The following is a 25,282-nucleotide window of genomic DNA, read 5'->3' on the forward strand; positions in this document are numbered from 1 at the left end:
CTTAGCGACCGTCAGTGCAAGAATGTCACACTTTGGCAGAGTTCGTGCCAGAGTGCCAATTCGCATGCTTGTGGTTCCTCAAAAATGGGCGTTAAGTGCGGACGTTGTTACATTGTCCAGAAAATCTGAGAGGCGTCCATGGCGTCGGCACTCTTATCGGTTGTCAAAAAAATCGTCCGAAAAGGCTCATTGAAACTCACCATTGCCTCCGGTGAAACACATACGGTTGGCGACGGTTCGGGAGAACTTGTCGCGGTTCGCATCGCCGACCAGGAGGCTGAGGATCTGATCGCCCGCGATCCGACCCTGAAGCTCGGCGAAATGTATATGGAAGGGCGCTTCATTCTGGAGCAGGGAAACATCTATGACTTCCTTGCCCTGGTCAAACAGAATACCACCAACGAGATCTTCGATTTTCGCATGGCGGTGACGCTGATTTGCCGCATGGCCTACCAGCAGCTCAAGAGCCGGATACCGGTGAACCGCAACAAGCATAATGTCGCGCATCACTACGATCTTTCGGCCAAGCTCTTCGATCTCTTCCTGGACGAGGACTGGCAGTATTCGTGCGCTTATTTCGAGCCGCATGGCATCAGCCTTGACGAGGCGCAGCTTGCAAAGAAACGCCATATCGCCGCCAAGCTCCTGCTGGAGCCCGGGCAGCGGGTTCTGGAAATCGGCTCCGGTTGGGGCGGCATGGGCATGTATCTCGCTGAAGCGGCTGCCGGTGTGGATTTTACCGGCATCACCTTGAGCGAAGAGCAGCTCAAAGTCTCGCGCGATCGCGCCGAGAAGCGCGGTCTTGCCGACCGCGTCCGTTTCGAGCTCCAGGACTATCGCACCATGAAAGGCAGAAAGTTCGACCGCATCGTCTCGGTCGGCATGTTCGAGCATGTCGGCATCGGCAATTACGGCAACTTCTTCCGCAAGGTTTCCGAGCTTCTCGATGACAACGGCGTCATGCTGCTGCACTCGATCAGCAGGCCGAAGCCGAGCTTCATGACCAATCCTTTCATCGAGAAGTATATCTTCCCGGGAGGCTACATTCCCTCCATCGGTGAAACGCTGCCGGCGCTGGAAAAGGCGGGACTTCTGGTCAAGGATGTCGAGGTCTTGCCGATGCACTATGCCTATACGCTGCGTCACTGGCGCGAGCGTTTTGTGGCGCGCAAGGCCGAGGCGGTGGCGCTTTACGACGAGAAGTTCTTCCGCATGTGGGAATTCTACCTGGCAGGCTCGGAAATGGGCTTCCGCTGGGATGAGCTCTTCATCATGCAGATCCAGATTTCGAAAAACCAGTTCGCCGTTCCCGACAACCGCAACTACATTGCGGAACGGGAGGCGAAATTGAAGGAATTCGAGGCAAGGCGCGCGCCGCTGGAGAAAATCACCTTTTGATTTCGCCAAATCCGGCGGCCATCGATCCGCGGCGGCCGCCGGACCGGATATCTTCGCAGCCTGTCTGAATATGGCGCGGCCTTAACGGTTTGTTGGTTGTTTTCCAACATTTTGGCCCCGCATAGACTTTTCATGGAAAACCGTTAGCAGGTGGTTACAGCTCGCTTTCGCGAGTTTTCGCGGCCACGCTGTCATCGTTGAAATCCGAGTTAGTTTAAGCGCGCTGCCGCAGTCCGCGGCCGTTGTTGTATTGCGTATTCTGGAGTGCGGATCTTGTTTTATCGATCTTTTGTATCGGTTTCCCTAGGTGTTTTTCTTATGTCAGTCGGTGCGGCGTCGGCCCAGGAAGGGCAGCACTGGTGGTCCGGCGATTGGTATCTCAGTGTCGGCGCGGCGGGTTTCAGTGCACCGAAATTCGAAGGTTCGTCCCACAGCGAGTTCAAGTTCTCACCGCTGATCTCGATTGGGAAGCAGGGGAACCGGCCGCGCTTTTCTTCCCGCAACGACAATCCGTCGCTCGGATTGATGGATGCCGGCAGCGGCACCTTCCGTGCAGGTGTCGTCGGCAAGTTCCTGACAGAACGCGACAGCGGCGATGGAGACGAACTGAGGGGACTGAAGAAGGTCAAGTGGGGTGCCGAGGTAGGCGGTTTCGCCGAGGTCTATCCAACCGACTGGCTGCGTGCCCGTGCCGAAGTGCGCCAGGGGATCAGAGCCCATGACGGCCTCGTTGCCGACGTGGCGCTCGACGGTTTCACGGATATTGCGCCCGACCTGCAGCTTTCCGGAGGTCCGCGTGCGACCTTCGCGACCGGCGGTTATTTCGATGCCTATTATGGCGTATCAGCCAAGGAGTCGGCGAAAAGCGGTCTGAGCCCCTACAATCCGGGCGGCGGCATTCAGTCTTATGGCGCCGGGGCAGCCCTGACTTGGCAGGCGACGGAAAATATTTCCACCAGTGCCTTTCTCGAATACAAGCGGTTGGCAGGTCCCGCCGCCGACAGCAGCCTGGTTCGGGAACGCGGCTCGAAGAACCAGTTGCTGATCGGGGTGTCGGCGAACTACAAGTTCAACTTCACCCTGAACTGATCAGGTTCTTGACCGGCGGTATTGACGACCGCTAGATGAATCCATGGAAAAGCTCGGCGGCTATCACGGACGCGTTTCGGACGCGCCCTCTGAAAACTGGGTATATCGGATGTTGCCTCCGGCGATCTGGCCCTATGCGCAGCTTGCGCGGTGGGATCGCCCGATCGGCTGGCAGCTTTTGCTCTGGCCCTGTATCTGGTCGGCAACGCTGGCGGCGAATGCGGCCGTGACCCTGGGGCGGTTTTCCGGCGGCGTGCTGCTCTATCATCTGTTTCTCTATTTCATCGGCGCCGTTGCCATGCGCGGCGCCGGCTGCACCTATAATGATCTGGTCGACCACGAGATCGACATGGAAGTCGCCCGCACGCGCTCCCGACCGCTTCCTTCGGGACGCGTCAGCCGCCGTCAGGCAAAGATGTTCATTGTGCTGCAGGCGCTGGCCGGTCTTCTGGTGCTGCTGCAGTTCAACTGGTTCGCCGTTTTTCTCGGCGTTGCATCGCTCGCCATCGTGGCGCTCTATCCCTTTGCCAAACGCTTCACCGATTGGCCGCAATTCTTTCTCGGGCTTGCATTTTCCTGGGGTGCCCTGATGGGCTGGGCCGGCATTTTCGGAAGCCTTTCGTTGGCCGCCCTGTTTCTTTACGCGGCGTCCATCGTCTGGACGATCGGCTACGACACGATCTATGCGCATCAGGACAAGGAGGACGACGAGCTGATTGGCGTCCGCTCCACGGCACGGCTGTTCGGGGAGAAGACCCGCCAGTGGCTCGTCGGCCTCTATGGCTTGACGATCGTCTTGATGTTCGTTGGTTTCGCGCTGGCCGGGGTCGGTGCTTTCGCCTATCTCGGCCTCATCGCTGCAGGCGGCATGTTTGCTTATCAGATCGTCACGCTTGACATCAACGATCCTGAGCAATGCCTGGCCCTGTTCAAGTCGAACAACCGGGTAGGGCTGATCATCTTTGCCGGGCTCTTCCTCTCGCTTCTTTTCGCGGTTCCCTGAACCAGGAAACCCGGCTGTAAAGCCGGGTTTCGAAATGAGACGGAAGATGTGATCGCCGCTTAATTGCGGGCGATGATTTCCTTGCCTTCGATTTTCAGCATGATCCCGAGATCGCCGGTCGAACGGCGGACGAGAAAGCGCGGACGACGGTTGGCAAAATAGGAGTGCCGGCGGCGCGGCCTCATTTCGTTTGTCCGGATGTCGCCGAGATGGTCTTCCAGCGGACGTGCAACGCCATCGGCCTCGACCATCAGCATCGGGATGCGGAAAGCCTCCGACCAGCTTCGCCAGTCGGCGGCGATGTCGCTGAGGTCATGGGCGACCAGAAGCGGTATGCAGAGATCGGGGTCGTCGTGATGCAGCTCGAGCGTCACGGTTACTTCGCCGTTGCCATGGTCGATAGCGCGGGCGGCGACACCCTTGAATGCGCGTTTCGGCAAGGCGATGGAAAGCGGCAAGCCGCTGGAGGGGAGGATCTTGCGCAGCACCGCGCCACGCTCATCGATCGTTATCGTGACGTCACCGGATGAATCACGGATTGCATAACTGACCTGCTGCGGGAAACGCGTCGGATCCAGTCGCAGTGTCGCTCCTGCCCATACGGGCTTCATGACGGTCTTGGTCATTGATTTCTACCCTTGTCTTACCTGAGAGCCGGTTTTCCGGTCTTCTTCCCGAGAGACTTTTCGTCCTCTATCCGCGGACAATAGGCAGGCGCTCTTCCAGACAGCTTAAAAATCGCGGTTAAGAAAACTTTGCGTCTTCAGATGGTTAGCAAATGCAAACGCCGCAGGGTTTCCGGGAGGTGAACGATGTGTCGCCATGGTTGTATCGGAACGGCTCACACCCATGTAAGTTTCGGGTAAGGTTTGTATGGGACAATATAACGAGAGATTTCTGCTGTTCTTTAAGGCTTTACTCGAAGGGGCGTATTTATGATATCGACCTATGTCGGTTACTCGATCCTCGCGCGGGACATGCAGACAAGCCTGAACAATGTCGCCAAGCAGGCCTCGGTAAAACGGGAAACCGATTACTATAATGAAAACATCGGCAAGGTGAAAACCGTCGATGATCTGATGGATAATTACCGCCTCTACAGCTATACAATGAAGGCCTATGGTCTGGAGGACATGGCCTATGCCAAGGCCTTCATCAAGAAAGTCCTCGAGAGCGATCTTAACGATCCGAACAGTTTCGCAAGCAAGCTCTCCGATCCGCGTTACCAGGATCTCGCCGCAGCGTTCAATTTCGGCACGAAAACCGAGGATGCGCAGACCAGTGCTCAGGAAGACGAACTGATCGGTCTCTATAAGCAGTTCTATACCGATGCAGAGCAGAACGCCAAAACGGAGACGACTTACTACAGCAACAATATCGACGACGTTAAGACCGTCTACGATTTCCTCAACAATGACCGCCTGCGCGATTATGCGATGGAGGCTTACGGTATCGACACGACCTATGTGTCGAACAACTTCCTGGCATCCGTTCTAACCAGTGACGTCAGCGATCCCAACAGCTTCGTGAACGTGAACGGCAATGCCAAGTACAAGGCGCTCGCGGCTCAGTTCAGCTTCAATCCTGATGGCACCGCAAAAGCGGGTGGCGCACAGACCACAGCCCAGATGAATGCTGTCATGGAACAGTACAATCTCAACGTTCCTGCTGCTCCCAGCCCCCAAGAGGCAGCATACGTCGATCTGCACGATATTATTGTCCCGTCGTTCACCACGCAAAAGGCCGCGGAATACAACAAGGCTTACTATGAAAGCCATATCGGCTCGGTAAAGTCGGTCGACGACATCACGAAGGACCCGCGGCTTTTCGCTTACGTCAAGACGGCCTACAGCATCGATCCCACGCTGAGCGCCGGTGAATTCAAGGTGGCGTTGACAAGCGATCTGAGCGATCCGGGCAGCTATGCCAATATCAGAGGCTATCAGGACGCCGTGAAAGCATTCAACTTCAGCTCAGATGGCAAGCTGAAGCCGGGTGCCACGGTCGCCCAGACGCCAGAAGCCGTGGCACAGACCTCCACTAACTATATGGTCCGCTACGATGACAATCAGGAGGAAGTCATCGACGATGCGGCGAAGAATTTCGCCGATAGAATGTCGAACGTCAAAACGTTGGACGACTTTTTCAAGTCCAACAAGGACGACGACGTCATCCTCAATAGTGATATGGTCGAACCCTATGTCGTCGCATTGCAGGCTTACGGCATCGACGTGGGCAAATATCCGATATCCACGCTCAAGAAGGCACTATCGAGCGATCCCTATGACCCTAAGAGCTATGTCAATTCGCTCAAGGACGATCAACTGACCAAGATGGTCAAGGCCTTCAATTTCGATAGCAAGGGCAATGCGACGACACCGCTGATGGCCCTCTCTGAAACCCAGATCAACCGATATGTTTCGGACTATAAATCCCGCGCGACAATGTCGCTGACAGGCACTGCCGAGAAGAACAAGGCGGCCAAGGATGCGAAGGACGCGGCGACCTATTTCCAGCAAAATATCGGCAAGGTCAAATCCGTCTCCGATTTTCTGGATGACGACAAGCTGGTCAGCTTTGTGCTTCAGGCAAACGGCATCGATCCCAAGGACCGGCATTTCAACGATGCCTTCCTGAAGAAGATCTTTGCCTCGGATCCCAATGATCCGAAGAGCTTCGCCAACACCCAGGACAATCCGCGCTGGAAGGACATCGTCGAGGCCTTCAACTTCGACAAGGACGGCAATCTGACCCGCGACAAGATCCGTGATGGGCAAGATACCAACGTGCAGCAGAAGACCACTGAGATGTATATGCAGCAAACGTTGGAACAGGAGCAGGGGCAGACCAATGAGGGCGTCCGTCTGGCGCTCTATTTTGCCCGCAAAGCTCCCGATGTTACCTCGCTTTACGATCTTCTGGGCGATCAGGCCCTTTATCAGGTCGTGTCGACCACCTTCAGTCTGCCGAGTTCGATGTCGAGCATGGATGTGGACCAACAGGTTGCGATGCTCGGCAAGTTCATCAAGCTCGACGATCTCCAGGATCCCGACAAATTGGACAAACTCATGAAGCGCTTCACGGCGATGTATGACATGAAGAACAGCGCCGGTACTTCGGCGGCACTTACGATTCTGACCGGCGGCGGCGCGTAAAGCATATTGCCGTCAGGATGCGACCATTCGGTGCCACCGGCAGGGGCTCAGGAAAGACGATGCGACCGACTTCGATGAAAATGGCCACTGCGATCGTCGTTATTGGGCTCGCCCTGTCATCGGCTTCGGCTCTCGGCGAAACCGAGTGGATGGGCGGTGCGAGGCAGTGGTCGGTCGGCTTCGTTGGCGACATCGATAAGCCCTACTGCCGCTTGTACTGGGATAGCGAGGTCGGAAAGACGATGGAGTTCCGCCAGAGTCTGACCGACATCGTCTGGCTCGTGGCGAAGAACACGTGGGACATTCCCGAGGGGACCAAGACCGAGGTTACGATCACCGATCGTACAAATGCAAAGAAGGTTCCGGCAGAATTTTTCGACAAGAACACACTTCGGCTTTGGACCGCACCGGACGGGACGGGAACCGCCGGCATCAAGGCGATCGTCAGACATTCCTTTTCAGGGACGCCGGACTTGCAGCTTGGCTTTGCCGGCGACGAAAGCGATTGGACCCTGCCGATATCCCGGGTGGAGCAGCTCTATTCCACATATATCAAGTGCTTGAATCGCCTTCCGGGGATCGGTCAGGCTAAAGCGGATTCCGAAAACAGCAGGCCATTCTAAAACATGAGGCGGCGTCAGACAGAGACAACCTTGCCTGGATTCATGATATTCGCCGGATCGAAGGCGCGTTTGATGCGCCGCATCAGGTCGATTTCGATCCCCGGCCGGATGGAAGCGAGTTCGTCCCGTTTCAACTGACCGATGCCGTGCTCAGCGGAAATCGAGCCTCCATGGGACAATACCAGCCCGTGCACGATCGCATTCATTTCCCGCCAGCGCGCAATGAAAGCAGCCTTGTCGGCCCCGACAGGCTGCGAGATATTGTAATGGATATTGCCGTCGCCCATGTGGCCGAAGGCGCAGATGCGTGCACCGGGCATGGCGGCAAGGACAGCCTTTTCCGCCTGGTGCATGAATTCTGGAATTTGCGAAACCGGCACCGATACATCGTGCTTGATCGAGCCGCCTTCCGGCTTCTGCGCGTCCGACATGCTCTCGCGCATGTGCCAGAGCGCCTTCTGCTGCGCGATCGAGGCAGCGATCACGGCATCCTGCACCAAACCGGCTCCGACACCCTGTTCTAGGAGCGTTGTCATCATGCGCTCGGCGGTGTCAGGCGAATCCGAGGTCGAGATATCGATGAGAACGTACCAGGGATGAACGGATTCCAGCGGATCCCGCACGCCCTCGATATGGCGGACCGTGAATTCGACGCCGATGCGCGGCATCAGTTCGAAACCCGTCAGTGCCGTTCCGCACAGGCTGGATGCCTGATTGAAGAGTGAAAGCGCATCCTCAACCGAATTGAGCCCGGCAAAGGCCACCTGATGGCCGAGCGGCTGCGGAAAGAGCTTCAGGACGGCGCAGGTGATGATGCCGAGCGTTCCCTCGGCACCTATGAAGAGGTCGCGCAGGTCATAGCCGGTATTGTCCTTCTTGAGCCGCCGCAGGCCATTCCAGATTTCGCCGGTCGGCAAGACGACCTCAAGGCCGAGGCAGAGCTGGCGCATATTGCCGAAAGCGAGAACCGCTGTGCCGCCGGCATTGGTCGAGAGATTGCCGCCGATGCGGCAGGAGCCTTCCGAACCGAGCGAGAGCGGAAACAGCCGGTTGACTCTCTCCGCTGCCGCCTGGACTTCAGCCAGGATCGCGCCACCTTCGGCAACAAGCAAGTTTGCGACCGCGTCCACCTCGCGTATGCGGTTCATGCGCTCGAGCGAAACGATGATGTCTGAGCGGCCTTCGCGCGGCGTCTGGCCGCCGACAAGGCCGGTATTGCCGGTCTGGGGCACGACAGGTGTGCCGGTTTGCGTGGCGAGTTTCAGGATTGCGGAAACCTCTTCCACAGAGCCGGGCTTGAGCAGGAGCGGAGAGGAACCGTGATAGAGCCCACGGTTCTCGACGAGGTGCGGCGCAAGATCGGCGGCCTCGCGCAAGACATGTGCTTCGCCGACGATGGCGACGAAGCGGTCGAGAAGGTCGGGAGAGATATCCTTGCTGTCCATCGGGCTGCCTGTCCTTCTGCCTGTTACTGACTTGCCTGTTATTTTCTGGGAGCCGCGGCGCGCCGGAGCCGGTCGTTGATCGCCTCTCCAAGCCCTTGGTCGGGTATGCTTGAAAAGGCGATCGTGGCCGCACCACTGGCATCGGCCCTCTTCATGAAATCGAAGAGATTGGCGGCTGCTTCCGCAAGATCGCCTGCCGGACTGAGATCGAGCACGATGCGGGCCTTTTCTTCCCCGGTTACGCTGAGGCCGCCAAAGCGGATCAACGCTTCGCCCGGCTCTACGCTTGCTGCACCGAGCCGGACGGATGCGCCCGGTGCATAGTGGGAGGCAAGCATGCCCGGCGCTTCGATGGCGGCGGAAGCGCCGTTCTTTCGCAGAAGCGGTTGTCCGGCGACGCGCTCGATGTCCTCGGCCGAAAGCCCGCCGGGACGCAGCAGCCGTATGGCGCCGTCCTCGACCTTGATAATCGTTGATTCCACCCCCACCGGCGAAGCCCCCGCATCGAGAATGAGAGGGACTTTTTCCCCGAGGTCGGCCGCGACATGGTCGGCGCTGGTTGAACTGATCTTGCCGGAGGTGTTTGCGCTCGGCGCGGCGAGCGGCTTGCCGAAGGCATGGATCAGTTTGCCGGCAAAACCCTTGGGTATCCGTATCCCAACCGTGTCCATCCCGGCCGTCGCAAGTGCATGGATCGAGCTTGCAGGCTTCAGTGCCACGATGAGTGTCAACGGGCCTGGCCAGAAGGCTTCAGCGAGCCTGCGCGAGACGGGATCGAAGTCCGCGTGGCATTCAGCCATCGCCAGATCGGCCATATGGCAGATCAGCGGATTGAAGCGGGGACGCCCCTTCGCCTCATAGATGCGGGCAATGGCTGTGGGATTGGTCGCATCGGCGGCAAGACCGTAGACGGTTTCGGTTGGGAGTGCGATCGGAAAGCCGTCCGAAAGCACGGCGCAGGCTTCGATCAGCGCGCCTTCTTCGTCCTTTGTGATGTCTATGCGTCGTACCATGGCCTGACCTGTTTCAGTTCAGGCTTTAGGACGTCCAGCGCCAGGGATCAATTGCCTTCTCGAGTCAGAATGCCGTTAAAGCTGGCGGATGATGTCTCTCAGCTGCTCGTTGCGAGCCCCTAGAAGCAGGACATTGCGGATGGCGACCTGTGGGTCGTGCGTACGGAACAGCAGCCCGTTGCCCCTTATTTTCCGATCGATTGCCATTTTTCTTTCGGCTTCCGGTTCCTCTTCGGGACGGATGGCGACGGCGAAATACATGCGGTTATATTTCAGATCGATCTGCTCGAAGAAATGGTCATTGTCGCCGATGTCGGAATAAAAGTTGGCGATATAGAAGGCCCAGCTCACCTCTTCATATTTGGCAAACCGTGTCCTGGACGCCGTGACATGGCAGTAACCGAGATGCGGGCTGTTCTGCAGCGTGCGGTGAAAGATCAGCTTGGGAAAGCGGATGGCGCGGTGAAAGCCGTTGATATGCTGGTGCGTCTTCTCTCCAGCGGCCTGTAGCTTGCGGCCCGTGCGCTCGGCGACTTCGTCATAGCTGAGATAGCGACGCTCTTCGGCAAGCCAGTGCGGCTTGTAGCGGCTGATCCTGCCCGTGCGGAGAAACTCCGAATGGGCCGCGATCCCTTGCGGTTCCGGCTGGTTCACTTCCCTGCTGGCGTCGTAATAACGAAGCTTGGCCATGGGCAACTCTCTTTATGTCTCTGCCCAACGATAATCTTGCATGCTTAATCCGAACTTAACGGGCGGCGACGGAGGCAAACCGCTTCGGCCTTGTCGCTGTCGCAAACGAGACATCGGAAAGAATCCATCGGTGCCGGCGAGGATCTGTAACGGCGACCAGTACTAAGGCCTCGCCATAAGCTATTGTAGAACAGCGAAAATTCGTGACGCCGCATCCGCAGTTCAAGCATGCTGCCGCTGTCGTCGATTTCGAACCTGATCAGAAATCCTGATAGTTCAGCTCGTTGATGCCGGATTTCTCGGAGGTGACAGAGGACGTAACAATCTCCGGCGCCGGCGCCGGCGCGGGCGGCTTGGCGAATTCGATCTTGGCGAGGATCAGCGGCGGATCTGGTTCGCGTGCCGGCAGAAGCTGGCCATGCGGCCAGATCTTCTTTAGCTCGGCTCGGTTCATCGGCACGACATTGACGTCGATATCATCGAGGGTCCCCGCCACACGGTAGGGGCACTGCTTTTTTGAACAGTTCGCGCCGGAGGAAAACTGCCACATCGCGTAATTTTCCCAATTGCCCATGGGAAAGGCGGTGGCCGCAACCGGTTTGTAGCGGGCGTACCAGAGCGGCAATCGGGCAAGGACTGGATAGTCGTTGCGGTATGCGGCTATGTATTTTGCGGTGTCGTGGTTGGTGTAGAGAATAGGATATCGCCCCGTTCTGGCTCTTATATGCCCGACAAAGATCTGCGCGTCTTCGAGTGACATATATTTCTCCGGATCGAGCCCCTCGATATCGAGCACCATTAATTCGTCGGGCTGGGGTGTGGCATAGTCGAGGAAGTGATTGGCCTGATCGATCGGATTGCCGGGACGTGCCAGATGATAGGCGCCCCAAAGCAAGCCGTTTTCCCGCGCGATCATGCGGCGCGTCTGATAGAGCTCCCGGCTGACCGCGTATTTGCGCCACATGGTTTTGCAGTGCGCGACGGTATCGCCGCCATGATCGCCGGTGCAGCTAAAGCTCTCCGGCAAGCCGTCCGAGGCCTTGGAAATGAAGCCGGCAATCCGGCCGTCCTTGAGCAGGGCATTCCAGTCGATCGTGTTCAGCTCGTAGGCATCGACGACAAGCGCGTTGTCGGGATTCTTCCAGGGCTCCGTATCGGCGCCGCTCGCGCCATCCGCCAGCCCCGTCAGGGCAAGAAGACCGAGCATGACCAAGAAGACGCGCCGATATCCTGTCATAGACAGAGGTTGGTGCCGCCCCGTTAATGCAAGGTTAAAAATCGCCCTGGTAAAAATCAGGTGTTATATTCCTTCCAGAAGTCCCCTCATTCATGCTTGCGTAGGGAACAAATCGGGCGATTCTGCGTTAACGGAAGGGCTAATTTTAACCATGACTTGGAGACCTATATGAGGAAGCTCACGATCAAGTTTGCGACGGGTCTGATCTCGGCTGTCGTCCTTCTGACGAGCTTCGCTCCATCCGGTGCAATACAGATGCCGCCATCACCGCGCGCCGCTCCCGAAGCTTCGGCATTGTCAGACGTGCAGACTGTCCAATATCGCCGATACTATGGTGGTCCCGGCTTCTATGGCCCTCGCTTTTACGGACCCCGTGTTTATGGCCCGCGCTATTACGGCCCACGTGTCTATGGCGGCTACTACGGGCGAGGCTGGTATGGCGGTTATCGTGGGTACCCGTACTATCGCCGAGGATATCGCTATTATGACGGCTACTGGTTCCCGCTCGCCGCATTTGGAGCCGGTGCAGTCATCGGCGGCGCAATAGCCGCACCGCGCTACTATGAGCCTGCGCCCACCTACGTCGCACCCCGTGGCGGCATCAATTCGAGCCATGTCGCATGGTGCGAAAGCCGCTATCGGTCCTACAGGGCCTATGACAATACCTTCCAGCCGTATCACGGCCCGCGGCAGCAGTGCTATTCGCCCTATTGAGGCTAGATAAGGCAAGGCCTTGAGATTGCGCCCGGCATCATGCCGGGCGTCTTGTGTCAGAGGATATTGACGCGCTTCAGCAGCCACCACGCGAGCAGCACGGAAGCAATGATCAGGCCGACCGCATATTCCGTGCCGCCGCTTTCGCCGGCAAACGGCAGATTGGTCGTATTCATCCCGAAGAAACCGGTAACGAGCGTCGGCGGGAGCAGGAATGCAGTCATCAGCGACAGGATATAGAGGTGTCTGTTGGTCTCCGCGGAGAGCTTCGAATCGATTTCTTCGTGCAGCAGCCGCGCCCGCTCCTGCAGCGCATAGACATCGTGATCGACGGCTTCGAGCCTGGATGTCAGCCGCCCGGCGATGTCCTCGAATCCGAAGGGCATTTCGTCGTCGTCTGAGGCCGCCGCACGTCGCATGAGTGTAAGAAGGTTCCGCAGATGGCGATGCAGGCGCACAATGGTCCGACGAACCGGCGCCAGCCGCCGTCGCTCGTCACGGGGCGCGGTGTCATAGACATAGTCCTCGATGACGTTCAGCTCTTCGGTCATTTCCAGGACGATGGCGATCAGCGTCCTTTGGAATTCGGCGACCAGAAGCTCGAAAATATCCACCGGGCGATTGAACTTCGCCGGGTTTTTTTCGATGACGGCGCGGGCTCGCTCGACGCTTCTGAGTGGCTGCAGGCGCGAGGTGATGATGAAACGGTCGGAAATGGCGTAATGCAGCCAACCGACATCGCTTGTCTCATGGTCAAAGTCGCGCTGGCAATCGACCAGGGTTCCGAAGAGCATCTGGTCATCGACCGTGACTGCCGCATGGGTGTCGTGGGTCGTCAGCGCAGAGCGTGCGGCTTCGTTCAACCCGGGCAGATCTTCGAGAAATGCCGGAAGGCGCGCATCCGCAAGATTGAGGTGCAGCCAATAGAAGCCGTCTTCCAGCGAAAGCGCGGAACGCGGCGCGTCAAGCGCCAGCCGTTCGGGCTTTCCGGTACCAGGCCGGAAACAATAGGCCCAGACAAGGGCTGGTATATTTGAAGAAAGCGTGTCCATGGTTCGGATCCGCCGCCTCGTTGGAGAGATCGATCTATTTTAGAGATTCTCCATGACGGGCGTTTGTGCAAGCCTGTAGGTCAGGGGGTGAAATTCAAGCAACATGGCCATGCCCGGATTGAAATCATCCGTCAAGCTCCAGCTCCGATCGAAATTGACGTTTACGTAAAAATAAATTAGCGATGAGTGGGGTTGACGGTACGGCGCGATTGCGCCGGAATCGTGAAAAGGCGGAAGGGAGGACAGCATGTACAAGGCGCCCGTCGAGGAAATCGCGTTTACGCTCAAGCATGTCATTGGAATGCGGCAGGCGATCAAAAATGGCCTGCTCGGTGATCTCGGCGAGGATGTCGCCGATGCCATTCTTTCCGAGGCCGGCCGGTTCGCAACCGACCAGATCGCCCCTCTCGCTGAAGTTGGCGATCGTCAGGGCGCTCATCTGGCGGACGGGAGCGTAACGCTGCCGGATGGCTGGCGCGACCTCTATCGCAATTGGACGGCCGGCGGCTGGAATGGGCTGACGGCGCCGGATGAGTTCGGCGGGCAGGGACTGCCGCATATGCTCAATGTCGCCACGCTGGAAATGTGGAACGCCGGTTCGATGGCCTTCGGGCTCGCGCCGATGCTGACCATGGCGGCGGTGGAGGCGCTGCATGCCCATGGTAGCGCCGACCTCAAGAACACCTACCTCGAAAAGCTTGTCTCCGGCGAATGGTCGGGCACCATGCAGATGACGGAGCCCCATGCGGGTTCGGATGTCGGCGCGCTCAGGACGCGGGCTGAACGCCGTCCGGACGGCAGCTACCGCATCTTCGGGCAGAAGATCTTCATTACCTGGGGCGAGCACGACGCAGCGGAGAACATTATTCATTTCGTTCTCGCCCGGTTGCCGGATGCACCGCCCGGCACACGGGGCATCTCGCTCTTTCTGATCCCGAAGTTCCTTGTCAATGCCGACGGCTCCCTTGGCGCGCGCAACGATCTCTTCTGCCATTCGCTGGAGCACAAGCTGGGCATCCGCGGCGCCCCGACCTGCACGATGATCTACGGCGACGGAAAATTCGGCGATGAGAATGGGGCTGTCGCCTGGCTGATCGGCGAGGAGAACAAGGGTATGGCCTGCATGTTCACGATGATGAACAATGCCCGCCTCGCCGTCGGCATCCAGGGGGTGGCGATTTGCGAGGCTGCCACGCAGAAAGCCCTGCAATATGCGCGCGAACGCACGCAGGGCCGGGCGCCGGGCTGGGATGGTCCGGGCATGAGCCCGATCGTCGAGCATCCGGATGTCGCCCGCATGCTGCTGACGATGAAGGCTCTGACGCAGGGATCCCGCGCGATCGCCTATGCCTGCGCTCACGCCATCGATATGGCTAACCGGGCAAAGGTCGACACGCAGTATTGGCGGGATCGCGCCGCTATGCTGACGCCCATTGCCAAATCCTTCTCCACCGATGCCGGCGTCGAAGTCGCCTCGCTCGGTATCCAGGTCCATGGCGGCATGGGCTTTATCGAGGAGACCGGGGCCGCCCGTTATCTTCGCGATGCCCGTATTGCCCCGATCTACGAGGGTACGAACGGCATCCAGGCGGCCGATCTCGTCACCCGCAAGCTGCCGCTCGCCGATGGCAACCATGTCCGCGGCCTGATCGCCGAACTGGGACAGGTCGCCGAGGGGGTGCGAAATTCGAACCTCGATGGCTTTGGCGAGACGGCCGCGCGACTGGAGGCGGCGATCGCCGATCTCGAAGGTGCGACGGAATGGCTCCTGGCGCGCCAGGCGGAGGGCAGGATCGCCGAGGCGCTGTCGGGCGCGACTCCATACCAGCGATTGTTCGGGCTGGCGCTGACGGGATGCTATCTTGCCAAAGGCGGGCTTGCGGCCGCCTCGGACAATGCGGGCGAAGGCCGCATTGCGCTCTGCCGCTTCGCTGCCGAAAATCTGCTCGCCGAGAGCGCAGCGCTGAAGGACCGTGTGATCAACGGGGCCGCCAGCCTCGCCGCCGCACGCTCCGTGCTCGCATAAAGGGATTCCCATGACGGAACATATTCTGATCGAACGACCGAGCTCTTTTGCGGGTGTCCAGGTCATCCGCTTCAACCGACCGGAAAAGAAGAACGCCATCACCCGCGCCATGTATGTCCGCATGACCGAGGCGCTGGTCGCAGCCAATGACGACCCCGCTATTCGCGTTACGGCCTTTCTTGGTACCGAAGGCTGCTTCTCCGCCGGCAACGATCTGACGGACTTTCTCGACGTAGCGCTGGGCGGCAGCATGGGGACGGAAATCCCGGATTTCCTTCATGCTCTCGCAAAGGCCGAAAAGCCTGTCGTTTCAGGCGTCGATGGCCTTGCGATCGGCATCGGCGCGACCCTCAACATGCACTGTGACATGACCATTGCCTCGAATCGGAGCCTTTTCAGGACGCCTTTCGTCGATCTGGGGCTGGTGCCGGAGGCGGCGTCCAGCCTGATTGCACCGCGCATCATGGGGCGCCAGCGCGCCTTTGCCCTGCTTGCCGCCGGCGAAGGCTTCTCGGCAGATGAGGCGAAGGATGCCGGGCTGATCTGGAAGGTGACAGCGCCGGAAAAGGTTGAAGCGGAGACGCTTGCGCTTGCCGCGAAGCTCTCCGCCAAGCCGCCGGAAGCATTGAGGATCGCCCGCGATCTCATTCGCGGCGACCAGGAGGAAATCCTGTCGCGCATAGACGAGGAGATTCGGCATTTCTCAGCCCGGCTGAAGAGAGCCGAGGCGCGCGCAGCTTTGGAGGCGTTCCTGCGCCGCTGATCAGTTGGCACAAGAAATCCTGCGGTCCTTCGTGGCCGGTGCCCACGCTTGTCGTGGGCATTGTCACTTTTGCTGCACAAAAAAACTTAGGCATTTCCTTAAGTATCGATTGACAGCAATAGCCGCGCGCTTATACTTAGGTATATGCTTAACTATTCGCATGAACTCGATCTGATGTTTCAGGCACTCGCGGATCCGGCGAGGCGCAGCATGGTGGACCGGCTCTGCCGAGGACCGGCTACGGTCAGTGAATTGGCCGGACCTCTCGCCATGTCGCTGCCCTCTGTCATGCAGCATCTGCAGATGCTGGAGACGAGCGGACTCGTACGCTCCGAAAAGGTAGGGCGGGTCAGAACCTGCCGTATCGAACCTGCAGCGCTGCGTTCGGCCGAGCACTGGATCAACGAGCGGCGCACCCGCTGGGAGCGCAGCCTGGACAGGTTGGGCGAATACCTCAAAGCCAATCCGGAAATGCCGGAGGCAACCGCAGAGCCAAAAGAAGAGGAGTAAGAACATGCCGGAAGAGCGCAGCACGGTCCATTCCACCTTTTCGATCGAGCGCACCTATAATGATGTTTCGCCTGCGCGTGTTTTCGCCGCCTGGTCGGATCCGAAGGCACGTCTGCAGTGGGAAGCGATCGGGGAGGGCTTTACCTCGACATTCACGGAGAACGATTTTTGCGTCGGCGGCCGCGATGTCAGCCGCTTTCGTTTTGAGGAAGGCAGCGAATATGTCGCCGACGCCCGCTACGAGGACATCGTTCCGGATTGCCGTATCGTCTATGTCTATACGATGTCGCACAACGAAAAGCGCATCTCGTCCTCGCTGACAACGGTCAGCATGATGCCGGTGGAGAAGGGTACTCACGTCGTCCTGACTGAGCAGATCACGATCCTGGACGGCGGCGACAAGGTGGAATACCGCCAGTCCGGCATATCCGCGCAACTCGATCAGCTCGGCGAATTCCTGGCCCGGCAGATGGTCAATTGAGCAGAGAAGGAAGAGACAATGTCAGAACGTTCAGCCACTCATGCGACCTTCACCATCGAGCGCAATTATGACGCTACCCCATCGCGCGTCTTTTCGGCATGGTCGCAGCCGGATGAAAAAAAGCAATGGTGCGCCTGCCACGGCGAATGGAACACGACCCTCCACGAAATGGATTTCCGCGTCGGCGGCCGCGAGCAAATCAATACGAGCGACACGGAGGGTGTCGTTCATGCTTTCGTCGGCCAATATCACGACATCGTTCCAAACGAGCGCATCGTCTACAGCTACGGCATGCATCTCGATGAGCGCCGCATTTCCGTGTCGCTCGTGACCATTGAGTTTCGGCCAGAAGGCGGAGGCACGCGTCTTGTTTTTACGGAACAGGGTGTCTTTCTCGATGGCTACGACGAGATCGTTGGCCGTGAGCGCGGCACCGAAGCCGGGTTGGACAATCTTGCGGCTTTTCTGGCACCGCAGCGCAAGGTCTCCTGAGATCTCGGGAGTGGCTTATCTCTCGAGCGTCGCTACCACCTCGACATGCGCGGTCCAGAGGAACTGGTCGATCGGCGTCACCGCCTTGATCTTGTAGCCGCCCTCGACCAGGATGGCGAGATCGCGCGCAAGCGTCAGTGGACTGCACGAGATCGCGGCGATCGTCTTCACGGCCGAGCGCGCCAGCTCCTTGCACTGGAACTCCGCACCCGCCCGCGGCGGATCGAATACCACGGCGTCATAGGCCTTCAGTTCCTGCGCCATCAACGGCCTGCGGAAGAGGTCACGCTTTTCGACCGTGACCGGCTTCAGGCCCTGTGTCTTCCGCGCAGCCTGATCGAGCGCGGCGAGCGCCTTATCATCGCCTTCCACGGCGTGGACACGGCCGATGCGGGCCAACCGCAGCGAGAAGGTGCCGGCACCGGCAAAGAGATCGGCGATGCGTTTGGCCTTGCCGACATGGGCAAGCACAAGGTCGGCCATCGCCTCTTCCGCCGGCTTCGTCGCCTGGACGAAGGCGCCGGGTGGCGGTGAAACCTGCACGCCACCGAAATCGATCAGCGGTTTGATCGGTTCGACGAGAATTTCGCCGTTGAGCGAGACACGGGCGATCCCACGGGCGCTGAGCACCGTTTCGATAGCGCCGCGTCGCTGCCGGTCGGAGAGCCCCTTGATGCCCTCGATCGCGAGGTCGAGACCGGAAGGTGTTTCAAGCACGGCAATACGGAAGGCCTCGGAGCTGACCGCCAGTGCGGCCGCTACCGCCCTGATTGCCGGCAGCTTCGAGACGATCGTCGCTGAGGCCATGGGACATTCCGCAATCGCGACGATATGATGACTTTCGGCCTGATTGAAGCCGATCAGCATTTCCTTTTCCGTCCGCCGCGCGGCGAAGACTACGCGCTGCCTTTCGCCCGGATGAGCGGTGACGAGGGCCGCAACCTCCGGTGTGAGGCCCTTGAATTTCAGCGCGTCGATGACAAGCTGCCGCTTGAAGTCGCGATAGGACGCATCGCTCAAGTGTTGAAGCGTACAGCCGCCGCAGGTGCCGTTTACTCCATCAGGACCGAAATGCCTGCAGGGCGGCTCCTGCCGGTCGGCCGAGGGGCTGGTGATCGACATCAACGTGCCATGGTTCTTCACCCGCGCGACGGCGACCGTTTCGCCTGGCAAGGTAAAGGGCACATAGAGTGGACCGTCTGCGCCATTGGCGATGCCGTCGCCCTGGGCGCCGAGCCTGGTAATCGTGACGGTTTCGGTACTCATGGTTTTTTCCCTGCGAGAAGAAATTCCTGGTTGCCATCGCCTCCCGCGATCGGCGAGGGGATAAGGCCGAGGCTCCGCCAGCCGACATCCTCGGTGAACCAACGCTCCAGCTCCGCCGCCACGGCGGGCGCCGAAAAAGGATCCTTCAGCAGGCCGGATTTCGCGATAGCCTCACGCCCCGCCTCGAATTGCGGCTTGACGAGCAGCACGCAGGAAGCGCCGGCCTCTGCGATAGCAAGGGCGGGCGCCAGCGCCAGTTTCAGCGAAATGAACGAGACGTCCGAAACGATGAAGCTAATCTTGTTCCCGATATCGTCGGCTGTCAGGTAGCGGGCATTCAGCCCTTCGATATTGGTAACACGGTGATCGGCGGCGATGCGCGGATGCATCTGTCCGTGGCCGACGTCGATTGCGGTGACATGCGCCGCGCCGCGTTGAAGCAGAACTTCCGTGAATCCGCCTGTCGACGCGCCGACGTCAAGACAGCGCTGCCCGGAAGGATCAAGGCCAAAATGATCGAGTGCGGTGGCCAGCTTGAGGGCGGCGCGGGAGACGTACTCCTGCGCAGGATCGTCGATTTTGATCGCCGCATTGCCGGAAAAAAGCGCCCCCGGTTTCGTGACGGTTCTGCCGTCCACGGCCACCGTGCCGCGCTCGATGGCATCGCGCGCTCGCGATCGGCTCGCAAAGAGGCCGCGCGCGACGAGAAGTTGATCGAGGCGTTGCTGTTCGATGGGTTGTGACATCGCCTGTCCATGACGGGCAAAGCGGAGCCTTGCAAGCTTTTTATTGAGAAGGCAGGAGAACCGGTTCGGGTCGAACAAGCATTTCGAGCGTTCCGCGATAGTTTTTTGCGGTGCACAATTTTAAGTGATTTTAAAAGATCTCTGCTTAATTTTGGATCGATTGCGGCTGTTCCTGATTCCCGGCCGTTTTTGCCATGGCGGCGTTCTCCCCCACCAATCATGCCTATTCCCTTTGAATGTGAACATGCTGGCCGGCGGGCGTCCCGTGTGTTTCATCCCTTTCTCTGGACAACGCTCAGGAGGCGTTTGCTTTTATGTCTTTTAAGAATATGTCGTTGAACGGCAAGCTTGCCGTGACTTTTGCGGCGCTCATCCTCATATTCCTTTTTGTATCGGTTTCGGTATTCTCCAGAGCACAGGTTGCGGCACAGGCTTCGTTCGATCAGAAACGCTCCGAACAGCTTGTCAACCAGATCGACGACGCGCTGCAGGCCATGTTGGAGCAGGCGGTCAATCTCCGGGGCTTCATACTTTTCCGCAGCGACAGCACCTATGGCGATCTCTTCGCCAATCGCGAACGTATGCTGAAGGCGATCGCAGGCGCCAAGGACACGGCAGCCGCCGATCCGGAACTCGTGCAGATGATCAATGGCATGCAGAAGGCGGCCGATCTCTACTTCCACGAACTCGCCGAGCCGCAGGCCAAGGCCCGCAAGGAAACGGATATGCCGATCGCAGATGTCATCAAGATCGGCGTGAACGAAACCAAGGGACAGCTTGACGGCTTCCGCGAGGCCTCCGCCAAGATCAAGGCCGCCGCTCGCGCCAAGGCCGAAACACAATTGCAGCTTCAGGGCCAGGCATTCTCCACCTTGCAGACCATGCTTGCTGTCGGCGGTATCCTTGCTACTCTTGCCGCTGCCATCTTCGCCTGGCTCCTCAGCCGCACCATCGTTCGTCCGATCGTTGGCATGACTTCGGCCATGGATCGCCTGGCTAACGGCGAAAACGATATCGAGGTTCCGGCGCTCAACCGGCAGGACGAGGTCGGCCGCATGGCTCAGGCCGTCGTCGTGTTCAAGGAAGCCGCCATCGAGAAATTGCGCCTCACCGGTGAAACCGAGCGCATGCGCTCCGACGCCGAGCGTCAGCGCCAGCTCAACGATACGCAGAAGGCCCGCGAGGAAGGCGAGCTCCGCCAGGCGATCGAGGTTCTGGCAGCAGGTCTCGCCGCTCTTGCCGACGGCGATGTCGCGTCCCGCATCCTTGAACCTTTCGCGCCGCAGTTCGATAGTCTCCGCAACGACTTCAACAATGCCGTTGCAAAGCTGCAATCCGCCCTGCAGACCGTCGGCCACAACGCCTCGGCAATCAATGCCGGCGCTGACGAAATCCGCTCCGCCGCCGACGATCTCGCACGCCGCACCGAACAGCAAGCCGCCGCCGTCGAGGAAACGGCTGCCGCTCTGGAAGAAGTCACCACGACAGTGCGCGATTCCGCCAAGCGTGCTGAAGATGTCGGCCATCTCGTCGAACGGGCGCGCGTCGGTGCCGAAAGGTCCGGCGAGGTCGTCCGCAAGGCGGTCTCGGCCATGCAGGAGATTGAGAAGTCTTCCGGCGAGATCAGCAACATCATCAGCGTTATCGACGATATTGCCTTCCAGACAAATCTTCTGGCCCTGAATGCCGGCGTCGAGGCCGCTCGTGCCGGCGATGCGGGCAAGGGCTTTGCCGTCGTCGCGCAGGAAGTTCGCGAACTCGCCCAGCGTTCAGCCAACGCTGCCAAGGAGATCAAGGCGCTCATCAACACCTCGAGCGACCAGGTCAACACCGGCGTCTCGCTGGTCGGCGAGACCGGCAAGGCGCTTGAGGCGATCGTCAGCGAAGTCCAGGAAATCAACCGCCATATCGGCGCGATCGTCACGGCGACCCGCGAACAGTCGACCGGTCTCCAGGAGATCAACACGGCCGTCAACAATATGGACCAGGGCACGCAGCAGAATGCCGCCATGGTGGAAGAACAAACCGCCGCAAGCCATGCGCTGGCACGTGAAGCGGGAGCCCTGAACGAACTCCTACGCCAGTTCAAGGTTGGTTCCGCACCGCGCAGCGAGCCTGCCAAGCCGGCGGCGGTCACTGCCCAATCACGTCCGGCCGCTTCGCCGGCCCGCGCGCTTGGCCGTACCGTCGCCAAGGCGTTTGCCGGGAAGGCAGCCGCCGCCGCAGCACCTGCTCAGGACGATTGGGAAGAGTTCTGACCTTGGGCTCAGGGGTTTGTGCCCCTCACCCCAGCCCTCTCCCCGCTCGCGGGGAGAGGGAGTAGATCGCGAATCCGTCAGCCCCTAGTTGGGCGAAGGCGAGGCAAACTCGAAACCAGTTCCCTCTCCCCGCCTGCGGGGAGAGGGTTAGGGTGAGGGGCAATCTCAGGGGTACAAACCGGGCTAATCCCCGACAGCAGCGCGCGACCGCTATCCCGCCGCCCCGATGATCTGCCTGCCGCCGAGCGTGTTGAAGACCGTCTGGACGATGCCGCTGCGGTCAAGGCCGGCCTTGATGTTCATCGCCTCGGGTTTAGCCTGTTCCATCCAGATATCCGGCATGAAGAGCGAACGGATTTTCAGTCCGTTATCGAGCAGGCCTTCCATGGCGAGAAACTGTACAACATGGCTGCCGAAACCGCCGACGGAGCCTTCCTCGACCGTGATCAGGACCTCATGGTGGCGGGCGAGCTGGCGGATCAGATCCTGATCGAGCGGCTTGGCGAAGCGGGCATCGGCGACCGTGGTCGAAAGCCCGGCGGCATCGAGGTCTTCAGCGGCGAGCAGACAGTCTGCAAGGCGTGTCCCGAAGGAGAGCAACGCCACCTTCGCACCCTGCTTCACGACACGACCCTTGCCGATCTGCAGGATCTCGCCGCGTGCCGGCATCTCGACACCGACGCCTTCGCCACGTGGATAGCGGAAGGAGATCGGCCCTTCATCATAGGCGGCTGCCGTGCGAACCATGTGCTTGAGTTCGGCCTCGTCTGCAGCGGCCATGACGACGAAGCCCGGTAGCGTGGCAAGGAAGGTCGTATCGAACGAACCGGCATGCGTCGGTCCATCGGCTCCGACGAAGCCGGCGCGGTCGATCGGGAAGCGGACCGGCAGGCCCTGGATCGCAACATCATGCACCACCTGGTCATAGGCGCGTTGCAGGAAGGTTGAATAAAGCGCTGCGAACGGCCTGTAACCCTCGGCCGCGAGCCCGGCGGCAAAGGTGACGGCATGTTGCTCCGCAATACCGACGTCGAAACAACGTTCGGGAAAAGCCTCAGCCAGCTTGTCGAGGCCCGTACCGTTCGGCATGGCGGCCGTGATGCCGACAATCCTGTCGTCCAGTCCCGCTTCCTGCACCAGAGCTTCGGCGAAGACGCTGGTATAGCTCGGCGCGTTCGGCTTCACCTTGGCCTGGGCGCCGGTGATGACATCGAACTTGTTGACACCATGATACTTGTCCGCCGCTGCCTCGGCCGGAGGATAGCCCTTGCCTTTCTGCGTCACCACATGGATCAGTACCGGGCCATTGGCATTGTCGCGGACATTGCGCAGCACAGGCAGCAAATGATCGAAGGAGTGCCCGTCGATCGGGCCGATATGATAGAAGCCCATCTCCTCGAACATCGTCCCGCCGGTGACATAGCCCCGCGCGTGTTCGACGGCGCGGGTTATCGCCCGGTCGACGTTCTTGCCGAGATAGGCCGTCAGTTTCTTGCCGAGATCGCGGAAACCCATATAGGTTCGCCCCGAGGCAAGACGCGCGAGATAGGCGCTCATTGCCCCGGTCGGCGGCGCGATCGACATGTCGTTGTCGTTGAGGATGACGATCAGCCGGGCGTCGAGCGCGCCGGCATTGTTGAGCGCCTCATAGGCCATGCCGGCCGACATTGCGCCGTCGCCGATGACGGCGATGACACGCCGGTCAGTCTCGTTGAGCTTGGCAGCAACCGCCATGCCGAGACCGGCAGAAATCGAGGTGGAGGAATGTGCCGCGCCGAAAGGGTCATACTCGCTTTCAGCCCGCCGCGTGAAGCCCGACAGTCCGTCTTCCTGGCGCAGTGTGCGAATGCGGTCGCGCCGGCCCGTCAGGATCTTGTGCGGATAGCACTGGTGCCCGACGTCGAAAATCAGCCGGTCATCCGGCGTGTCAAAGACCTTGTGAATGGCGATCGTAAGTTCCACGACACCAAGCCCTGCACCGAGATGACCGCCCGTACGTGATACGGCATCGATCATTTCTTTCCGAACCTCACTGGCAAGTTGAGGCAGGTCGCGATCCTCCAGCTTTCGCAGGTCGGCGGGAAGCTTGACCTGATCGAGCAAGGGCGTCTCTGGGAATGGTGTCACGGGCTGGCACTCTTTCTTACGGCTTTTGGGCGAAGGGCTCGCCATTACTCCACAACAGATTGCGGCAAAAGAAGTCGATTTCAAGAACCGCAAGATGTTTCTTGTAATGCAGATTAGCCTTCAGGCAAAGGCACGAATTCTTCTTCATCGCCGGGAACGATGTCGAATCTGCCTGTCCGCCACTCCTCCTTCGCCTTTTCGATGCGCTCCTTCGAGGAGGAGACGAAGTTCCACCAGATATAGCGTCTGGAGTTGAGTGCCGCTCCTCCGAAGAGCATCAGGTGACAGCCCTGTTCACCGGCGGTGAGCGCGATTGCGTCCCCCGGCCGGAAGACCAGAAGCTGGTCGGTTTGGAAATGGTCGCCCGCAACGACCAGGGAACCCGACAGCACGTAGACCGCCCGTTCCTCGTGCTGGGCGCCGAAGGGGAAGCTCGCATTGGGCTGAAGCGCAAGATCGGCGTAGAGCGTATCGGAAAAGACCTTTACCGGCGACGTCAGACCCTCGAAGCTGCCGATCACGATGCGGCCCTTGACGCCATCGGCGTCGATCAGCGGCATATCGTCCTTTTCCGTGTGAGCAAAAGCAGGGTCGATTTCCTCCTTCTGGTCGGGCAGTGCCAGCCAGGTCTGGAGGCCGGAAATGGAAAGCGGATGTCCGCGCAGATTGTCGGGAGTGCGCTCGGAATGGACAATACCGCGCCCTGCTGTCATGAGATTGATGTCGCCGGGACGAATGACTTTTTCCGTGCCGAGGCTATCGAGATGGCGAATTTCGCCGTCGAAGAGATAGGTAACCGTGGACAGACCGATATGCGGATGCGGCTTTACGTCCAGCGCCTCGCCGGCCTTGAGAATAGCAGGTCCCATGCGGTCGAAGAAGATGAATGGGCCGACAAGGCGTCGCTGCCGCGTCGGAAGCGCCCGGCGTACGGCGAAGCCGCCGATATCGCTGCTGCGCGGAATGATCAAGTTCTCGATCGCGTCGCAGGCGAAGGCATCGCCGGGGAGTGGATCTTTGCCGGGGAAAAAGGACATGGACGGTCTCCCTTCGATCGCGGCTAATTCACCGCATTAGAGCACCGTGCATTCAAACGAATGCACAAAGGACGCTCTAACTCTTTAATTTTAGAGCATCTTTCGGCGTCCAAATTCCACTTGAACGCACGATGCTCTAGGCACAACTGAATTGCGA

22 protein-coding genes are annotated in these 25,282 nt (G+C 59.4%); 12 read left to right on the forward strand and 10 right to left on the reverse strand.

Going from position 1 to position 25,282, the window contains the following annotated elements:
- The first annotated feature begins 138 nt into the window (after nt 1–138).
- The 3 genes from AAE029_RS18665 to ubiA all read left to right on the forward strand — a co-directional run bounded on the left by AAE029_RS18665 (nt 139) and on the right by ubiA (nt 3,490).
- Nucleotides 139–1,398: a class I SAM-dependent methyltransferase gene (locus AAE029_RS18665; protein ID WP_371074362.1), complete on the forward strand. Its 1,260-nt coding sequence runs from the start codon at nt 139–141 to the stop codon at nt 1,396–1,398.
- Between the two features lie 273 nt (nt 1,399–1,671).
- Nucleotides 1,672–2,487: a MipA/OmpV family protein gene (locus tag AAE029_RS18670; protein WP_371074363.1), complete on the forward strand. Its 816-nt coding sequence runs from the start codon at nt 1,672–1,674 to the stop codon at nt 2,485–2,487.
- 43 nt (nt 2,488–2,530) lie between these two features.
- Nucleotides 2,531–3,490 (forward strand): 4-hydroxybenzoate octaprenyltransferase, encoded by a 960-nt coding sequence (gene ubiA / locus AAE029_RS18675; RefSeq protein WP_371074364.1) that lies wholly within the window; start codon nt 2,531–2,533, stop codon nt 3,488–3,490.
- Nucleotides 3,491–3,549: 59 nt separating this feature from the next.
- Here the strand turns inward: ubiA and AAE029_RS18680 are convergent, their stop codons facing one another.
- A complete protein-coding gene (locus AAE029_RS18680) occupies nt 3,550–4,116 on the reverse strand; it encodes a DUF6101 family protein (RefSeq protein ID WP_371074365.1) in 567 nt (188 codons plus the stop codon).
- A gap of 309 nt (nt 4,117–4,425) precedes the next feature.
- Here AAE029_RS18680 and AAE029_RS18685 point away from each other — a divergent pair, with 309 nt between their 5' ends.
- Both AAE029_RS18685 and AAE029_RS18690 read left to right on the forward strand, forming a co-directional pair.
- Nucleotides 4,426–6,645, forward strand: a complete 2,220-nt coding sequence (locus AAE029_RS18685) for a DUF1217 domain-containing protein (protein ID WP_371074366.1) — start codon at nt 4,426–4,428, stop codon at nt 6,643–6,645.
- Nucleotides 6,646–6,719: 74 nt separating this feature from the next.
- Nucleotides 6,720–7,268: a hypothetical protein gene (locus tag AAE029_RS18690; RefSeq protein ID WP_371074462.1), complete on the forward strand. Its 549-nt coding sequence runs from the start codon at nt 6,720–6,722 to the stop codon at nt 7,266–7,268.
- A gap of 14 nt (nt 7,269–7,282) precedes the next feature.
- On the opposite strand, the gene AAE029_RS18695 is transcribed toward AAE029_RS18690, so the two are convergent.
- The 4 genes from AAE029_RS18695 to AAE029_RS18710 form a co-directional block, all read right to left on the reverse strand.
- Entirely contained in the window at nt 7,283–8,713 is a 1,431-nt protein-coding gene (locus tag AAE029_RS18695) for an FAD-binding oxidoreductase (RefSeq protein WP_371074367.1), read from the reverse strand.
- Between the two features lie 38 nt (nt 8,714–8,751).
- Nucleotides 8,752–9,726, reverse strand: a complete 975-nt coding sequence (locus AAE029_RS18700; RefSeq protein WP_371074368.1) for an L-threonylcarbamoyladenylate synthase — start codon at nt 9,724–9,726, stop codon at nt 8,752–8,754.
- Nucleotides 9,727–9,801: 75 nt separating this feature from the next.
- Nucleotides 9,802–10,416: a DUF6656 family protein gene (locus tag AAE029_RS18705; RefSeq protein WP_371074369.1), complete on the reverse strand. Its 615-nt coding sequence runs from the start codon at nt 10,414–10,416 to the stop codon at nt 9,802–9,804.
- 259 nt (nt 10,417–10,675) lie between these two features.
- Nucleotides 10,676–11,623, reverse strand: a complete 948-nt coding sequence (locus AAE029_RS18710) for a glycoside hydrolase family 25 protein (protein ID WP_371074463.1) — start codon at nt 11,621–11,623, stop codon at nt 10,676–10,678.
- 198 nt (nt 11,624–11,821) lie between these two features.
- On the opposite strand from AAE029_RS18710, the gene AAE029_RS18715 reads away from it, so the two are divergent.
- Nucleotides 11,822–12,367 (forward strand): BA14K family protein, encoded by a 546-nt coding sequence (locus AAE029_RS18715; protein ID WP_371074370.1) that lies wholly within the window; start codon nt 11,822–11,824, stop codon nt 12,365–12,367.
- 56 nt (nt 12,368–12,423) lie between these two features.
- Here the strand turns inward: AAE029_RS18715 and AAE029_RS18720 are convergent, their stop codons facing one another.
- Complete coding sequence (locus AAE029_RS18720) at nt 12,424–13,419, reverse strand: transporter (RefSeq protein WP_371074371.1); 996 nt, start codon at nt 13,417–13,419, stop codon at nt 12,424–12,426.
- A 247-nt stretch (nt 13,420–13,666) separates the two neighbouring features.
- Between AAE029_RS18720 and AAE029_RS18725 the strand changes: the two genes are divergently transcribed.
- From AAE029_RS18725 to AAE029_RS18745, 5 genes are all read left to right on the forward strand, one after another.
- Complete coding sequence (locus tag AAE029_RS18725; RefSeq protein ID WP_371074372.1) at nt 13,667–15,445, forward strand: acyl-CoA dehydrogenase; 1,779 nt, start codon at nt 13,667–13,669, stop codon at nt 15,443–15,445.
- A gap of 10 nt (nt 15,446–15,455) precedes the next feature.
- The gene (locus AAE029_RS18730; protein ID WP_371074373.1) at nt 15,456–16,208 is read left to right on the forward strand and encodes a crotonase/enoyl-CoA hydratase family protein; all 753 of its coding nucleotides are present in this window, start codon (nt 15,456–15,458) and stop codon (nt 16,206–16,208) included.
- Nucleotides 16,209–16,352: 144 nt separating this feature from the next.
- A complete protein-coding gene (locus AAE029_RS18735; RefSeq protein WP_371074374.1) occupies nt 16,353–16,718 on the forward strand; it encodes an ArsR/SmtB family transcription factor in 366 nt (121 codons plus the stop codon).
- 4 nt (nt 16,719–16,722) lie between these two features.
- The gene (locus AAE029_RS18740; protein WP_371074375.1) at nt 16,723–17,199 is read left to right on the forward strand and encodes an SRPBCC family protein; all 477 of its coding nucleotides are present in this window, start codon (nt 16,723–16,725) and stop codon (nt 17,197–17,199) included.
- Between the two features lie 18 nt (nt 17,200–17,217).
- Nucleotides 17,218–17,691, forward strand: a complete 474-nt coding sequence (locus AAE029_RS18745) for an SRPBCC family protein (protein ID WP_371074376.1) — start codon at nt 17,218–17,220, stop codon at nt 17,689–17,691.
- A gap of 15 nt (nt 17,692–17,706) precedes the next feature.
- Here the strand turns inward: AAE029_RS18745 and AAE029_RS18750 are convergent, their stop codons facing one another.
- Both AAE029_RS18750 and AAE029_RS18755 read right to left on the reverse strand, forming a co-directional pair.
- The gene (locus tag AAE029_RS18750; RefSeq protein WP_371074377.1) at nt 17,707–18,957 is read right to left on the reverse strand and encodes a class I SAM-dependent RNA methyltransferase; all 1,251 of its coding nucleotides are present in this window, start codon (nt 18,955–18,957) and stop codon (nt 17,707–17,709) included.
- Nucleotides 18,954–19,703, reverse strand: a complete 750-nt coding sequence (locus tag AAE029_RS18755) for a TlyA family RNA methyltransferase (RefSeq protein WP_371074378.1) — start codon at nt 19,701–19,703, stop codon at nt 18,954–18,956. The genes AAE029_RS18750 and AAE029_RS18755 overlap by 4 nt, the downstream gene beginning before the upstream one ends.
- Before the next feature lie 314 nt (nt 19,704–20,017).
- Here AAE029_RS18755 and AAE029_RS18760 point away from each other — a divergent pair, with 314 nt between their 5' ends.
- Nucleotides 20,018–21,961 (forward strand): methyl-accepting chemotaxis protein, encoded by a 1,944-nt coding sequence (locus AAE029_RS18760; protein ID WP_371074379.1) that lies wholly within the window; start codon nt 20,018–20,020, stop codon nt 21,959–21,961.
- Nucleotides 21,962–22,171: 210 nt separating this feature from the next.
- Here the strand turns inward: AAE029_RS18760 and dxs are convergent, their stop codons facing one another.
- Together dxs and AAE029_RS18770 are read right to left on the reverse strand one after the other, a co-directional pair.
- On the reverse strand, nt 22,172–24,088 hold the full coding sequence (dxs, locus tag AAE029_RS18765; RefSeq protein WP_371074380.1) for a 1-deoxy-D-xylulose-5-phosphate synthase: 1,917 nt from the start codon (nt 24,086–24,088) through the stop codon (nt 22,172–22,174).
- 113 nt (nt 24,089–24,201) lie between these two features.
- Nucleotides 24,202–25,125 carry a pirin family protein gene (locus AAE029_RS18770; RefSeq protein WP_371074381.1) on the reverse strand — a complete coding sequence of 308 codons (924 nt, stop codon included), beginning with the start codon at nt 25,123–25,125 and terminating at the stop codon, nt 24,202–24,204.
- Nucleotides 25,126–25,282 lie beyond the last annotated feature (157 nt).

Source organism: Sinorhizobium sp. CB7 (assembly GCF_041357635.1).
Lineage (GTDB): Bacteria > Pseudomonadota > Alphaproteobacteria > Rhizobiales > Rhizobiaceae > Rhizobium.

Excerpts from the sequence above, each read along its gene's own strand:
- AAE029_RS18710 (WP_371074463.1), bottom strand. The coding sequence starts at position 11,623 with ATGCTCGGTCTTCTTGCCCTGACGGGGCTGGCGGATGGCGCGAGCGGC.
- AAE029_RS18665 (WP_371074362.1), top strand. The coding sequence starts at position 139 with ATGGCGTCGGCACTCTTATCGGTTGTCAAAAAAATCGTCCGAAAAGGC.
- AAE029_RS18725 (WP_371074372.1), top strand. The coding sequence starts at position 13,667 with ATGTACAAGGCGCCCGTCGAGGAAATCGCGTTTACGCTCAAGCATGTC.
- AAE029_RS18700 (WP_371074368.1), bottom strand. The coding sequence starts at position 9,726 with ATGGTACGACGCATAGACATCACAAAGGACGAAGAAGGCGCGCTGATC.
- ubiA (WP_371074364.1), top strand. The coding sequence starts at position 2,531 with ATGGAAAAGCTCGGCGGCTATCACGGACGCGTTTCGGACGCGCCCTCT.
- AAE029_RS18695 (WP_371074367.1), bottom strand. The coding sequence starts at position 8,713 with ATGGACAGCAAGGATATCTCTCCCGACCTTCTCGACCGCTTCGTCGCC.
- AAE029_RS18750 (WP_371074377.1), bottom strand. The coding sequence starts at position 18,957 with ATGAGTACCGAAACCGTCACGATTACCAGGCTCGGCGCCCAGGGCGAC.
- AAE029_RS18745 (WP_371074376.1), top strand. The coding sequence starts at position 17,218 with ATGTCAGAACGTTCAGCCACTCATGCGACCTTCACCATCGAGCGCAAT.
- AAE029_RS18735 (WP_371074374.1), top strand. The coding sequence starts at position 16,353 with ATGCTTAACTATTCGCATGAACTCGATCTGATGTTTCAGGCACTCGCG.
- AAE029_RS18770 (WP_371074381.1), bottom strand. The coding sequence starts at position 25,125 with ATGTCCTTTTTCCCCGGCAAAGATCCACTCCCCGGCGATGCCTTCGCC.
- AAE029_RS18715 (WP_371074370.1), top strand. The coding sequence starts at position 11,822 with ATGAGGAAGCTCACGATCAAGTTTGCGACGGGTCTGATCTCGGCTGTC.
- AAE029_RS18680 (WP_371074365.1), bottom strand. The coding sequence starts at position 4,116 with ATGACCAAGACCGTCATGAAGCCCGTATGGGCAGGAGCGACACTGCGA.
- AAE029_RS18705 (WP_371074369.1), bottom strand. The coding sequence starts at position 10,416 with ATGGCCAAGCTTCGTTATTACGACGCCAGCAGGGAAGTGAACCAGCCG.
- AAE029_RS18760 (WP_371074379.1), top strand. The coding sequence starts at position 20,018 with ATGTCTTTTAAGAATATGTCGTTGAACGGCAAGCTTGCCGTGACTTTT.
- AAE029_RS18755 (WP_371074378.1), bottom strand. The coding sequence starts at position 19,703 with ATGTCACAACCCATCGAACAGCAACGCCTCGATCAACTTCTCGTCGCG.
- AAE029_RS18720 (WP_371074371.1), bottom strand. The coding sequence starts at position 13,419 with ATGGACACGCTTTCTTCAAATATACCAGCCCTTGTCTGGGCCTATTGT.
- AAE029_RS18685 (WP_371074366.1), top strand. The coding sequence starts at position 4,426 with ATGATATCGACCTATGTCGGTTACTCGATCCTCGCGCGGGACATGCAG.
- AAE029_RS18690 (WP_371074462.1), top strand. The coding sequence starts at position 6,720 with ATGAAAATGGCCACTGCGATCGTCGTTATTGGGCTCGCCCTGTCATCG.
- AAE029_RS18730 (WP_371074373.1), top strand. The coding sequence starts at position 15,456 with ATGACGGAACATATTCTGATCGAACGACCGAGCTCTTTTGCGGGTGTC.
- AAE029_RS18740 (WP_371074375.1), top strand. The coding sequence starts at position 16,723 with ATGCCGGAAGAGCGCAGCACGGTCCATTCCACCTTTTCGATCGAGCGC.